We start from the raw sequence: 12946 nt of genomic DNA, 5'->3' as shown, positions 1-12946 counted from the left end.
TCAGACATTGCTCAAAGCGCTTGCATCGGCATCGGTGTCGGTACCGGCATGGGCACCGGCGAGGACCCCGCTGCCTTCGGACGCCCGCCCGTCGCGCAGCGCACCACCCCGGCGGGCTCCCTCGATCGCCCAGTACACCGCCTCCGGCGTGGCCGGCGAGGCCAGCTCCACGCTGATCCCGGCGGGCCCGAACTCCGCGGCCGCCTGGCGCAAGGCCTCGCGCACCGAGAAGGCCAGCATCAGCGGGGGCTCACCGACCGCCTTGGACCCGTAGACGGCGCCCTCCTCGGTGGCGTTCTCCATCAGCCTGACGTTGAACTCCTCGGGCATCTCCGAGAAGCTCGGCAGCTTGTAGGTGCTCGCGGCCTGGGTCAGCAGGCGGCCGCGGTTCGGGCCGTCCCCGGAGTCCCAGCGCATGTCCTCCAGTGTCAGCCAGCCCGCGCCCTGGACGAAACCGCCCTCGACCTGGCCGATGTCGATCATCGGGGAGAGGCTGTCGCCGACATCGTGGACGATGTCCACCCGCCGGATCCGGTACGCGCCGGTGAAGCCGTCCACTTCCACCTCGGTCGCGGCGGCCCCGTAGGAGAAGTACTTGAACGGCGAGCCGTGGAACGCCTTCGCGTCCCAGTGCAGCCCCTCGGTCCGGTAGAAACCGGCCGCGGAGAGCTGGACCCGCTGGAAGTACGCGGTGCGCACCAGGTCGTCCCAGGCCAGCTCCTTGTCGACGCCCAGGGCGCGCGCGACGCCCTCGACGATGCGCACGTCCGAGGCGTTCGTACCCAGCTGCGTGCCGGCCACCTGGAGCAGCCGCTCACGGATCTGTTCGCAGGCGTTCTTCACCGCCGCGCCGTTGAGGTCCGCCCCCGCACTCGCGGCGGTCGCCGAGGTGTTGGGCACCTTGTCGGTGCGCGTCGGGGCGAGGCGCACCTTGTGCAGCGGGATGCCCAGCGTGGTCGCGGCCACCTGCAGCATCTTGGTGTGCAGGCCCTGCCCCATCTCGGTGCCGCCGTGGTTGATCAGGACGGAGCCGTCCTTGTAGACCAGCACCAGCGCACCGGCCTGGTTGAAGGCGGTGAGGTTGAAGGAGATGCCGAACTTGATCCCGGTCATCGCGAGCGCCCGCTTGGTGTGCGGGTGCGCGGCGTTGAAGGCCGCGATCTCGCGCCCCCGCTCGGCGAGGGCGGCGTCCTCCCGGACCTGCTGCCAGATCGCGGAGATCCGCTCGGGGTGGGGGACGGGCTGCCCGTACGGCGTCGACTGGCCCTGCCGGTAGAAGTTGCGCTCGCGCAGCTCCATCGGATCCAGGCCGAGCAGGGGCGCGCACCGGCCCATGATGTCCTCGATCACCAGCATGCCCTGGGGTCCGCCGAAGCCGCGGAAGGCCGTGTTGGAGACCTTGTTGGTCTTGGCGATGCGGCCGGCGATGCGCGCGTTGGGGATCCAGTAGGTGTTGTCGATGTGGCACAGCGCGCGGGCCACCACGGGCTCGGACAGGTCCAGGCTCCAGCCGCCGTCGGCGGTCAGGGTGGCGTCCAGGGCCTGGATGCGGCCCTCGGCGTCGAAGCCGATCTTCCACGTGGCGTGGAACCCGTGGCGCTTGCCGGACATGGTCAGGTCCTGGGTCCGGTTGAGCCGTACCCGGACCGGCCGGCCGGTGAGCTTGGCGCCGAGCGCGGCGACGGCCGCGAACCCGTGCGGCTGCATCTCCTTGCCGCCGAAGCCGCCGCCCATCCGCAGGCACTGCACGGTCACCTCGTGGCTGTGCAGGCCGAGTACGTGGGCGACGATCTCCTGCGTCTCCGAGGGGTGCTGGGTGCTGCTCTGGACGAACATCTGCCCGTTCTCGTCCAGGAGGGCGAGCGCCGCGTGCGTTTCGAGATAGAAGTGCTCCTGGTCGGAGAACTGGAACTCCCCGGTGAACACGTGCGCGGAGTCCTCGAAGCCGGCGTCGACGTCACCGGTCACCATCATGGGCCGGGCGCCGTGGAAGCTCTCGGTCTCGATCGCCTCCCGCAAGGTGATCACGGAGGGCTGTTCGTCGAGCTCCACCTCGACGGCCGCCGCACCGAGCCGGGCCGCTTCCACGGTCTCGCCCAGGACCCAGGCCACCGCGTGGCCGTGGAACATGACCGTGTCGGGGAACAGCGGCTCGTCGTGCTTCATCCCCGCGTCGTTGACGCCGGGCACGTCGGCCCCCGTCAGTACGCGGACCACCCCGGGCACGGCGAGCGCAGGCTCGGTGCGCAGCGCCGTGATCCTGCCGTGGGCCTTCATGACCTGGACCGGGTAGGCGTGCAGGACGTCCTTGGTGCGGTGGACCAGGTCGTCGGTGTAGAGCGCCGCACCGGTGACGTGCAGGTTCGCACTCTCGTGCGGCATCGACAGACCGACGACGGGCTTTTCGGGACGCTCGGACAACTGACTCATGACGACACCGCCTCGGTGGTTTGCGCGTACAGCTTGTTCAGGCTCTGGCCGAGCATCGCGGAGCGGTAGAGGGCGCTGGCGCGGTGGTCGTCCATCGGGGTGCCCTCGGCCCGCAGGACCCGGGCCGCGGCCTCGACGGTCTCGGCCGTCCACGACCTGCCCTCCAGGGCCGCCTCGGTGGAGAGGGCGCGGATCGGGGTGGCGGCCACGCCGCCCAGGCCGATGCGCGCCTTGCGGACGGTCCCGTCCTGGATGTCGAGCGCGAAGGCGACCGCCACGCTGGAGATGTCGTCGAAGCGTCGCTTGGCGATCTTGTGGAAGGCCGTGACGGGCGACAGCGGCAGCGGGACGCGGACCGCGCGGATCAGCTCGCCGGGACGGCGCACGCTCTGCCGGTAGCCGGTGAAGTAGTCGGCCAGGGGGACCTCGCGCTCGCCGTCGGCGCCCGCCAGCAGCAGCGAGGCCTCCAGGGCGAGCAGCACCGGCGGGCTGTCACCGATGGGGGAGCCGGTACCCAGGTTGCCGCCGAGGGTCGCACTGTTGCGGATGAGCCGGGACGCGAACTGCGGGAACAGCTCGGCCAGGAGCGGGACGCTGCCGTCGAGACGGCGTTCGATCTCGGTGAGCGTCTGAGCCGCTCCGATCTCGATGTGATCGGACTCGACGCGCAGCTCCCGCAGTTCGGGCAGCCGGTCGACCGCGACGACACAACTCGCACGACGGGAGCGGATGTTCACCTCCACACCCCAGTCGGTACTGCCGGCGACGACCACCGCCTCGGGCCGCTCGCTCAGCAGCCGCAGCGTCTCCGCGAGGGTGCCGGGCCGGATGAACGCGCTGTCGTCCCGGGTGTATTCGGTGGCGGCGGCCTCGGGCGGCGACTGCTCGCGACGCTGCGCCAATACGTCGTCCTCGGTGGGCGAGCCGACGGCGAACGCGGCATCGCGGATGGGGCGGTATCCGGTGCAGCGGCACAGGTTTCCGCTCAGCGCGTGCAGATCGAAACCGTTCGGGCCGTGCTCGGAGTCGGTGCCTTCGGCGGAATCCGCGGCCGGTTCGGCGGCCTGTCCGGCGGCCGGGTCCTCGTGTGCGCAGCGGTCGGGCCGGTAGTACTCGGAGGCCATGCTGCAGATGAACCCCGGTGTGCAGTAACCGCATTGGGAGCCGCCGCGGACGGCCATCTCCTCCTGTACGGGGTGCAGCGCGGTGGCTGCGCCGGCTTCGTCGACGGTGGCGAGGCCTTCGGAGGTGATGACCTCCTGACCGTCGAGCGCCAGGGCCGGAACCAGGCAGGCGTTGACCGCCACCCAGTCGGTGGGCTTGTGCACGCCCGGCCGGGCCACGAGCACCGAACAGGCGCCGCATTCGCCTTCGGCGCAGCCCTCCTTGGTGCCGGTGAGGCCGCGGTCGCGCAGGAAGTCCAGCACCGTGGTGTGGGCTGCGGCCGGGGCGATCGGTGTTTCTTTCCCGTTGACCGTGATCCGCGCCGCTACCACGGTGCGTTCTCGTTTCGGGGCGCGGTCGATCGGACTGTCCTAGTCGCCATGGCAGGAGCTTTCTCGTTCGGTGGCCGCAGCTCGATGTCCCGGAGCGCGGCGAATCGGCACGCAAGGAGGCGCCGTAAGTGGTGACAGAGTGAGGGAAAAGTTCCGGGGCCGCGATCGGGCACGCCGGAAGGGTGGCTGTTCAGCAGCCGTGTGCTACGCGACCCGGAGCCCAGGCGGTCTGGTGTGCGAGGCGAAGCGATACGGAGATGGTGGACATCCGGCTTCGCCTCCCTTCCAGTGGCTCTCGAGTTGGTGCGGTCGAAGTTACGTGCCGAAGGTTGATCGGTCAAGCACCATTTGGGACGTTTCCATGAAGGCGGCCGCTCGCGCGGGGTGCTCCTTCGTACGCACAACCAGTGGCATAGTCGCGGGCAGGGCGGCGACAGGCGGCCACGGACGAGCATGCGGGGGCGGGAAGTGACCGTGGACACAGGGGCATTCGAGGAGATCACCACCGAGGCGGAGCTGCGCGAGCTCCTCGGCGAGCCGAACGCGGTGGCCCTGGGCAAGGAGCGCCGGACCCTCCACGAGCACCACGTGCAGTGGCTCGCACGCTCCCCGCTCTGCCTGATCTCCACCTCCGCCGCAGACGGCACCTGCGACGTCTCGCCCAAGGGCGACCCGCCCGGCTTCGCGAAGGTCCTGGACGACACCACCCTCGTGATCCCGGACCGTCCCGGAAACCGCCGTGCGGACGGCTTCCGCAACGTCCTCACCAACCCCCACGTCGGTCTGCTCTTCCTGATCCCGGGCCGCGGGGACTCCCTGCGCATCAACGGCCGGGCCCGGCTGCTTCGCGACGCGCCCTTCTTCGACGACCTGACCGTCAAGGGGCACCGGCCCGCCCTCGCCCTCCTCGTCGAGGTCGAGCAGGTCTACTTCCACTGCTCCAGGTCCTTCGTGCGCTCCGCCCTGTGGAAGCCGGAGACCTGGAACCCGGAAGCCGCCCCTTCCCGGGCGAGGATCTCCAAGAGCCTGGAGCGCACGCACGAGTCCCTGGAGGCGCTGGAGCGCTACTACGGGCCCTCGTACGACGAGAAGGACATGTACGTCTGACCGCCTCGGCCGGCCCGACGGGCTCGGCAGGCACCTTCACTACGGAGCCCCCGCCCGGCGAACACCACGATCGCCGGGCGGGGGCTTCCTTCACAGTGCCAGACCGGCACGTTCGCGCCGCCGAGACCTCCGGCGCAACGGTGCGGCGCGCGCACCGGGGCCGTACGGGGCCCGGCTGGAAATCGTTGATCCGTCGATCAAACCCCGGGCGGGACAGGATCACCAGAACGAAGCAACGCCAACGTTTTTTCACGGTCGGCCGGGGATCTCCGCCGTTACGGTTCCCCGGGATCTGGACGGACGCCCAGACGTTCGCCTTCCTTTCCCCGCTGATGAAGGAGAGCTCGACCGATGACTGTTGACACCAGCCCGGAAGCACAGCTGGATCCGCCCAAGCAGTCCAGCCTGGGCACGTCGGCCGCCCGCAACCTTGCCACCACGACCAAGTCCGCCCCGCAGATGCAGGAGATCACCTCCCGCTGGCTGCTGAGGATGCTGCCGTGGGTGGAGACCAAGGGCGGCGCCTACCGGGTGAACCGCCGGCTGAGCTACACCGTCGGCGACGGGAGCATCGAGTTCGTCCAGGACGGTGCCCGCGTCCAGGTGATCCCGCGCGAACTCGGCGAACTGGCCCTGCTGCGCGGCTTCGACGACGAAGAGGTGCTGGCGGCGATCGCCGGCCGCTGCGTCCAGCGCGATTTCCGTGCCGGTGAGGTGCTGGTCGAGCGGGGCGCTCCCGCCGAGCAGATCCACTTGATCGCCCACGGCCGGATCAGCCAGACAGCCGCGGGCAAGTACGGCGACGAGATCTCCGTCGCGGTGCTCGCCGACGGCGACCGGTTCGGCGAGAACGCCCTGCTGGACGCCGACGCCCGGTGGGACTACACCGCCACCGCCGAAACCCCCGGCACCCTCCTCACGCTCTCCCGCGCCGACTTCGCAGGCATCCTGAACTCGGCGCCGCACCTCCAGGAGCACATCCAGCGGTTCAGCTCGCTGCCCCTGCAGCGGCAGAACAAGCACGGCGAGGCCGAGATCGCGATGTCGGCCGGCCACACCGGCGAGGCCGAACTGCCCGGCACCTTCGTGGACTACGAATCGAAGCCGCGCGAGTACGAACTCTCCATCGCCCAGACCGTCCTGCGGGTCCACACGAGGGTCGCCGACCTCTACAACGGCCCGATGAACCAGACCGAAGAGCAACTCCGCCTCACCATCGAGGCGTTGCGCGAACGCCAGGAACACGAGCTGGTGAACAACCGGGAGTTCGGCCTGCTCCACAACGCCGCCTTCAAGCAGCGGATCCAGACCCACTCCGGCCCGCCCACCCCGGACGACATGGACGAGCTGCTCTGCCGCCGCCGCGGCACCAAGCTCTTCCTCGCCCACCCCCGCACGATCGCTGCGATCGGCCGCGAGATGAACGCCCGCGGGCTCTACCCGGACCACGTCGACGTGGGCGGCCAGCAGGTCCCGGCCTGGCGCGGGGTCCCGATCCTGCCGTGCAACAAGATCCCCATCACCAAGGAGAACACCAGCTCGATCCTCGCCATGCGCACCGGCGAGGACAATCAGGGCGTCATCGGACTGCGCCAGACCGGCCTGCCGGAGGAGTACGAGCCGGGCCTGTCGGTCCGCTTCATGGGCATCGACGAGAAGTCGATCATCTCCTACCTGGTCACCACCTACTACTCCGCCGCGATCCTGGTGCCCGACGCCCTCGGCGTCCTGGAGAACGTCCAGATCGCCCGCCGGAGCGACTGACCGGCCGGAGGCCCCGTACGTCGACAGCCCGGACCCTCCCGGGCCGGCCGAGCGCGCCCGGGATCCGGGACAGACCACTCACCTCACCAAGGAGTCACGGATGCCCGAGCCCGGGCCTTCCCCTCTGCAGTCGAGCCTGCCCGGCGCCGCTGCCCAGTTCGGGGCCCACGTCCTCGGCAGCGCCCAGGCCCGTGCGACCGGCGGCCTGCCCAGCGGGCCCGCCGTACCCGGCCGGCCCTCAGTACCGGCCGGTCCCGCGGTACAGGGGCCCGCCGTGCCCGTCCGCCCCGCCGTGCCGAGCGGGCGCGCACTGCCCGGCCCGGCCGGCCTGCCGGGCCCGTCCGCCCGGTCGGCATCAGCGGCTCCGCCCGCTCCGCCTGCTCCGCCCGCCCCCAGCCCCGCCCTGCTACGGCTCCTGGGCGGACCCAGCGGCCTGGGCACGGAGGGCCTGCACCCGGCCCGCCGGGGGGAAGGGCCCCCCGTACCCGTGGCGGCTGCGGAGCCCGGGGCTCCCGCGGCCGGAAACCCGATCCCGGGCCTCTATCACCACCCCGTGCCGGAGCCCGACCCGGTGCGGGTGGAGGAGGTCAGTCGGCGGATCAAGGCCTGGGCGGTGGACGAGGTCGACCTGTTCCCCGACGCCTGGGAGAACCAGTTCGACGGCTTCCACGTCGGGCGCTACATGGTGGCCTGCCACCCGGACGCTCCCACCATCGAGCACCTGATGGTCGCCACCCGGCTGATGGTCGCCGAGAACGCGGTCGACGACTGCTACTGCGAGGACCACGGCGGCTCGCCCATCGGCCTCGGCGGCCGCCTGCTGCTGGCGCACACCGCCATCGACCCCCTCCACACGACGAAGGAGTACGAACCGCAGTGGGCGGAGTCGCTCCGGTCGGACGCGCCCCGGCGCGCCTACAGCTCCGCCATGGAGTACTTCGTCCGGCAGGCCAGCCCCTCGCAGACGGACCGCTACCGGCACGACATGGCCCGGCTGCACCTGGGGTACCTCGCCGAGGCGGCCTGGAGCCAGACGGAGTACGTCCCTGAGGTGTGGGAGTACCTGGCCATGCGGCAGTTCAACAACTTCCGTCCCTGCCCCACCATCACCGACACCGTCGGCGGGTACGAGCTCCCGGCCGATCTGCACGCCCAGACAGCCATGCAACGGGTCATCGCGCTCGCCGGCAACGCCACCACGATCGTCAACGACCTGTACTCCTACACCAAGGAACTCGCCGCCCCCGTACGGCACATGAACCTTCCCGTGGTGATCGCAGACCGGGAGGGGACCTCCGACAAGGAGGGCTACCTGAAGGCGGTCGAGGTCCACAACGACCTCATGCACGCCTTCGAAGCGGAGGCCGCCGCCCTGGCCGCGGCCTGCCCCGTCCCGAGCGTGCTGCGCTTCCTGCGGGGAGTCGCCGTCTGGGTCGACGGCAACCACTACTGGCACCAGACCAATACCTATCGCTACAGCCTGCCCGACTTCTGGTAAGGACGGATCTATTAGTGACCAGCACTGATCTCACCACCGGCACCACCGGCTCCAACGGCACCACCCCGGCCCCGGTGATCATTCCCGGGCCGGCCACTCCCTACCAGGGGGACATCGCCCGCTACTGGAACAACGAGGCCAGGCCGGTGAACCTGCGCCTCGGCGACGTGGACGGCCTCTACCACCACCACTACGGCATCGGAGACGTCGACCACTCCGCCCTCGGCGACACCGACGACAGCGCCTACGAGAAGAAGCTGGTCGCCGAGCTGCACCGGCTGGAGTCGGCGCAGGCCGAACTCCTCCTGGACCACCTCGGCCCCGTCGGCCGCGAGGACACGCTCGTGGACGCCGGCTGCGGCCGCGGCGGCTCGATGGTCATGGCCCACCAGCGCTTCGGATGCAAGGTCGAGGGCGTCACGCTGTCCGCCAAGCAGGCCGACTTCGCCAACCAGCGCGCCCGCGAGCTCGGCATCGACGACCACGTCCGGGCCCGCGTCTGCAACATGCTCGGCACGCCCTTCGAGACCGGGCGGGCCACGGCCTCCTGGAACAACGAGTCGAGCATGTACGTCGACCTGGACGACCTCTTCGCCGAGCACTCCCGCGTCCTGAAGGTCGGCGGCCGGTACGTGACCATCACCGGCTGCTGGAACCCGCGGTACGGCCAGCCCTCGAAGTGGGTCTCCCAGATCAACGCGCACTTCGAGTGCAACATCCACTCCCGCCGGGAGTACCTGAAGGCCATGGCGGACAACCGCCTCGTACCGCAGGCCGTCATCGACCTGACTCCCGCGACCCTGCCCTACTGGGAGCTGCGGGCCACGTCCTCGCTGGTCACCGGCATCGAGGAGGCGTTCATCGAGTCCTACAAGGACGGCTCCTTCCAGTACGTCCTGATCGCGGCCGACCGCATCTGACCGCATCTGACGAACGCCCGCGTCCGGGCCCGTCGTACGGACGGGCCCGGACACGGGGCGAGGCTCAGAGCAGCCGGGCGGCGTGCGTGAGGAGTTCCTCGTAGACCTCGGGGCTGTCCCGGTCGATCACCGGGAAGCCCTGGCCGAAGTCGCCGTTCACCCAGTGCGCCTCGATGCCGGGGTTGGCCATGTCGGTGCCGTCGTGGAGGAACACGTGGGGGCTGCAGTTGACCCGTCCCTCGCGCGCCGACTCGTACTGGGCCGTCACGGCGGCCCGCGCCGAGCCCGTGTCCAGGGCGTTCGCGAGCTCGTCCACCTCGACGGCGCCCGTCGCGGCGGCCACCTCCAGGATGACGTGGCGCATCGAGATGCAGCGGCCCTCCGCCCAGAAGGCGTGGCGCAGCGCGCGGTCGAGCCGCTCACTGGCCTCCAGCGACTGGGACTTGGCCGCGTGCACCGCTTCGAGCGCCGGCAGGGTGGTGACCGGGTAGGTCCAGTCGGGCCCCTGCCACAGCCGCCAGCCCGCCTCCGGTTCGAGCGCGCCGAGCACCGAGATCTCGGAGTCGACGCCGGGCCGGGCGTTGACCTCCCGGTTGAACAGCTCCAGGGGGAAGGCCCGGAAGTCGAACCAGATCCGGCCCTCCAGACCCAGCTTGCGCCGGGTCTCGTGCAGCCGGTGGACGGCCACGTGGGCGAAGGAGCAGTTCAGATCGGTGTAGACGCTGATCGTGTCGGGGGTCGCGGGCAGCCGCGGGTCCGCGACCCCGCTGCTCGTCGTTCCGGTGGTGGCCGTCGCGGTCGTCGTGGTCACAGGGTTCAGCCTTCCTGTTCGGGCCGGGTGCTGTGCGAGAAGCGGGCCACGGTGACGTCCCCGGAGACGACCGAGCCCTCCCAGCCGTAGACCTGTCCGAAGGGTCCGGATCCGGTGTCCGCCGGGTGCCGCCTGGAGAAGGTGAGCGCGATCCGGTCGCCCGGCCGCACCGGCACGGCGTCCCGGACCGGCAGGTAGGCGTGCTTCCAGCTGTCCGAGGTCGTACGGGCCTGCGGATCGTCCGCCGCGACCTCGTCGCCGGAGATGTCCAGGGCCACGGTGTCCGAGAGGGTGGCCACGAAGTAGCCCTTGAAGCCGGTGAACAGCCCCGCGCGCTGGACCGTGTACACGAGCGGAACCTCGTACGAGGTCTCCTGCGCGCCGTGCGTCCCCTCGAAGGCGTACCGGCGTACGAGCCGCGGTGCCGAGAGCTGGCCGCCGACCGGGATGATCGCGTCGTAGTAGAGGTCGAAGGCGTCCCGGGCCCCGCGCCCCTTCAGCAGCTCCGCGAACTCCGCCCGGCTCCCGGCGTCCTGCGGCGAGCCGTCGCGCACCGCGCCGTGCGCCGCCTCCGCGGTGACCGGTACGAGATAGCTCTCCACGGCCACCGGGAGCATCGCGCCGCCCGGCCGCAGGAAACGGCTGCGGGCGTCGTCGAGGATCGCGACGCAGTTCTCGTTGTCGGCGAGGTTGCCCATGATCTCGGAGATGATCAGGTCCACCCGCTCGGGCAGCTCGATGTCGAAGGAGAACCCGCGCAGCGGATGGAAACGTTCCCCGAACCCAGCCTCGGTGAGCCGCCGCGTCGCGGTCTGCAGGATCTTCTCGTTGAGGTCGATGCCGTAGACCCGGGCCGCTCCCGCCTCCAGCGCCCACTGGGCCAGGATGCCGGTACCGGTGCCCAGGTCGAGGACGGTGGCGCCGGGCCGCACGGCCTCGGTGACGGCCGCCTTGTACGCGGCCATGCGCAGCCGGTCGCCCAGCATGAGGTCGTGGAAGCCGTCGTCCCATTCGAGGAGCCGCTCGGAGGCCGGCAGCCAGACGTCCTGCGGCGCGTACAGCTGCCCGAGCACGCCCGCATGGTGCACCGTCAGCGGCTCCGCCGCCGCGCCGGACACCGGGCATCCGGTGGCGAGGTCGAAGCCGGTGCCGTGCAGCGGGCAGGTGATGCGCAGGGTGCGCGGATTGACCTGTCCGTGCACGAGCCGGCCGAGCCGGTGCGTACAGGCGGAGTCGATCACGAACTCCCGGCCCGCGACGCGGACCCGCACCCGGTCGCCCGGCAGCTCTTCCAGTACGGCGTCGCTCATGCCAGCTCCCGCGCACGTGCGACGGCGGCGTCGAAGGCGCCCCCGATCAGCCCGGACAGCAGCTGCGCCCCGACCCAGAGCTTCGTCGCGTCGAGCCCGCGCGCCGCCTCGTACTCCTTGATCGCGGTCTGCATCTCCCGCATGTGGAAGGTGTCGATGTGCAGGTGCTCGGTGTAGTACCGGCCCTGCACGATCCCGAGCCGGGCGCAGGCGCGGGCCTGCACGGTGAAGGCGTCGGGGATGCTCGCCTCCAGGTAGGCCAGGGCGCCGAGGAAGTACTCGACGTCCGCGGCGCGCTGGGTGAGCCAGTAGAAGACGTTGAGGAAGGCGTACGTCTCGTCGGAGGTGGTGTCGAGGAAGCTCTCCAGCTCCTGGGGGAGCCCCAGTTCGGCGAGCAGGTCGAGGTAGAGCTTGGAGTGGGTCTGCTGGAGGTTGCCGCAGCCGAACTCGTCGATGAGCACCCGCATCACGGCCATCTGCGCGCGGAGGGGGAGCCGGGGTATCGCCGGGAAGAAGTTCTGCGCCTCCGTCAGTCCGTCGAGGGCGAACTCCCGGACGACGTGGGCGAACTGCTCCCGGGTGGCCTTCTCGGCGAGGAAGCTTCCGGCCGCGCTGCCCTCGCGTTCGAGGGCCAGCAGTGCGTCGAGGCGCTCCTTCCACTCCGCGCGGCCGACGAGCGGCGGCGTGCGGTCGGCGAGGTCCTCGACCAGGGGCTCGATCCAGGCCGCCTCCAGATCCTCGATCAGGGCGAGGTCGGTGGAGTTGTGGAGGGAGCGGTTGAGGAGGAACAGCCGCTTGTGGGAGCTGTCGGTGGGCTTCGGTGTCACGTTGAGCACGGGACCTCCCGGTCGGTCTCGATCACGGCGCGCCGCAGCAGTTCGGTCTTCAGCGAGCGGTACCAGTCGTCCCGGTCCAGGCCGTACCGGGCGTAGGCGGCGTGCAGTTGCGCCGTCCGCTCCTCGCCGCGGTCGGTCAACAGGGCGCGGCAGAGCTCCGGTTCGACGTTGCCCAGTGCGACGACCCAGCCGTCGACGGGTCCGGAATCCAACAGGAGGTGTTCGAGCCCCTGGACCACGGGCACGCCCGGGCCGGCGGCGAGCAGTGCCCGGGTGAACTCGGGGTCCCCGGCGGAGTCCTTGACCCCGGCCACGCCCGGCAGCGCGCAGACGCGCAGCAGGGTGCCGAGTTCGAGTCGGTTCCCGGAGACGGCCGACTCGTGGTAGACGATCACGGGCAGCCCGGCTCCGGCCACGGCCTCGAAGTGGCGGTACATCTCCTCCTGCGTCACGTCCGCCCCGTACGGGGTGGTGACCACGACCGCGGCGGCGCCGAGTCCGCCCGCGCTGCGGGCGAGGGCGAGGGCCGCGGCCGTGGTGGGCCGCAGGATCCCGGCGAGGACCGGTAAGCCGTCGGCGTACCGGACGGCGGCGGTCAGCGTCTCCCGCCACTGCCGGTCCGACAGGGAGCCCCCCTCGCCGGTGCTCAGCGCGGGCAACAGGGCGTCCGCGTAAGGCCGTACGGACGCGACCAGGCGGGCCATGCTCTTCTCGTCGATCTCTCCCGCCGCGTCGACCGGGGTGACGAGCGCGGTGGTCGTTCCGGTGATCATC

The 12946-nt window shown here is 70.9% G+C and carries 10 protein-coding genes; 4 read left to right on the top strand and 6 right to left on the bottom strand.

The window, feature by feature from the left end; translation table 11 throughout:
- Both xdhB and ACE1OC_RS03465 read right to left on the bottom strand, forming a co-directional pair.
- Nucleotides 1-2430, bottom strand: a complete 2430-nt coding sequence (gene xdhB, locus ACE1OC_RS03470) for a xanthine dehydrogenase molybdopterin binding subunit (RefSeq protein WP_407835736.1) — start codon at nucleotides 2428-2430, stop codon at nucleotides 1-3.
- Nucleotides 2427-3926, bottom strand: a complete 1500-nt coding sequence (locus ACE1OC_RS03465; protein ID WP_407835735.1) for a xanthine dehydrogenase small subunit — start codon at nucleotides 3924-3926, stop codon at nucleotides 2427-2429. Before ACE1OC_RS03465 ends, xdhB begins: the two co-directional genes overlap by 4 nt.
- Nucleotides 3927-4379: 453 nt before the next feature.
- On the opposite strand from ACE1OC_RS03465, the gene ACE1OC_RS03460 reads away from it, so the two are divergent.
- From ACE1OC_RS03460 to ACE1OC_RS03445, 4 genes are all read left to right on the top strand, one after another.
- Nucleotides 4380-5033 (top strand): pyridoxamine 5'-phosphate oxidase family protein, encoded by a 654-nt coding sequence (locus tag ACE1OC_RS03460; RefSeq protein WP_407835734.1) that lies wholly within the window; start codon nucleotides 4380-4382, stop codon nucleotides 5031-5033.
- Between the two features lie 351 nt (nucleotides 5034-5384).
- Complete coding sequence (locus tag ACE1OC_RS03455) at nucleotides 5385-6797, top strand: family 2B encapsulin nanocompartment shell protein (protein WP_407835733.1); 1413 nt, start codon at nucleotides 5385-5387, stop codon at nucleotides 6795-6797.
- 100 nt (nucleotides 6798-6897) lie between these two features.
- Complete coding sequence (locus ACE1OC_RS03450) at nucleotides 6898-8295, top strand: family 2 encapsulin nanocompartment cargo protein terpene cyclase (protein WP_407835732.1); 1398 nt, start codon at nucleotides 6898-6900, stop codon at nucleotides 8293-8295.
- Nucleotides 8296-8309: 14 nt separating this feature from the next.
- Nucleotides 8310-9215, top strand: coding sequence for a geranyl diphosphate 2-C-methyltransferase (locus ACE1OC_RS03445; RefSeq protein ID WP_407835731.1), 906 nt, complete (start codon nucleotides 8310-8312; stop codon nucleotides 9213-9215).
- A 64-nt stretch (nucleotides 9216-9279) separates the two neighbouring features.
- On the opposite strand, the gene ACE1OC_RS03440 is transcribed toward ACE1OC_RS03445, so the two are convergent.
- From ACE1OC_RS03440 to ACE1OC_RS03425, 4 genes are read right to left on the bottom strand one after another with little or no spacing between them, the layout of a single operon-like run.
- Nucleotides 9280-10026: a DsbA family oxidoreductase gene (locus ACE1OC_RS03440; protein WP_407835730.1), complete on the bottom strand. Its 747-nt coding sequence runs from the start codon at nucleotides 10024-10026 to the stop codon at nucleotides 9280-9282.
- A 5-nt stretch (nucleotides 10027-10031) separates the two neighbouring features.
- Complete coding sequence (locus ACE1OC_RS03435; RefSeq protein WP_407835729.1) at nucleotides 10032-11336, bottom strand: methyltransferase domain-containing protein; 1305 nt, start codon at nucleotides 11334-11336, stop codon at nucleotides 10032-10034.
- Entirely contained in the window at nucleotides 11333-12172 is an 840-nt protein-coding gene (locus ACE1OC_RS03430; RefSeq protein ID WP_407835728.1) for an iron-containing redox enzyme family protein, read from the bottom strand. Before ACE1OC_RS03430 ends, ACE1OC_RS03435 begins: the two co-directional genes overlap by 4 nt.
- Nucleotides 12160-12945: a dihydrodipicolinate synthase family protein gene (locus ACE1OC_RS03425; RefSeq protein ID WP_407835727.1), complete on the bottom strand. Its 786-nt coding sequence runs from the start codon at nucleotides 12943-12945 to the stop codon at nucleotides 12160-12162. The genes ACE1OC_RS03430 and ACE1OC_RS03425 overlap by 13 nt, the downstream gene beginning before the upstream one ends.
- Nucleotide 12946 lies beyond the last annotated feature (1 nt).

The sequence above is a fragment of the Streptomyces stoeckheimensis genome, from assembly GCF_045822005.1.
GTDB classification, from domain to species: domain Bacteria; phylum Actinomycetota; class Actinomycetes; order Streptomycetales; family Streptomycetaceae; genus Streptomyces; species Streptomyces stoeckheimensis.
This window is presented reverse-complemented; position numbering and strand designations above follow the sequence as displayed.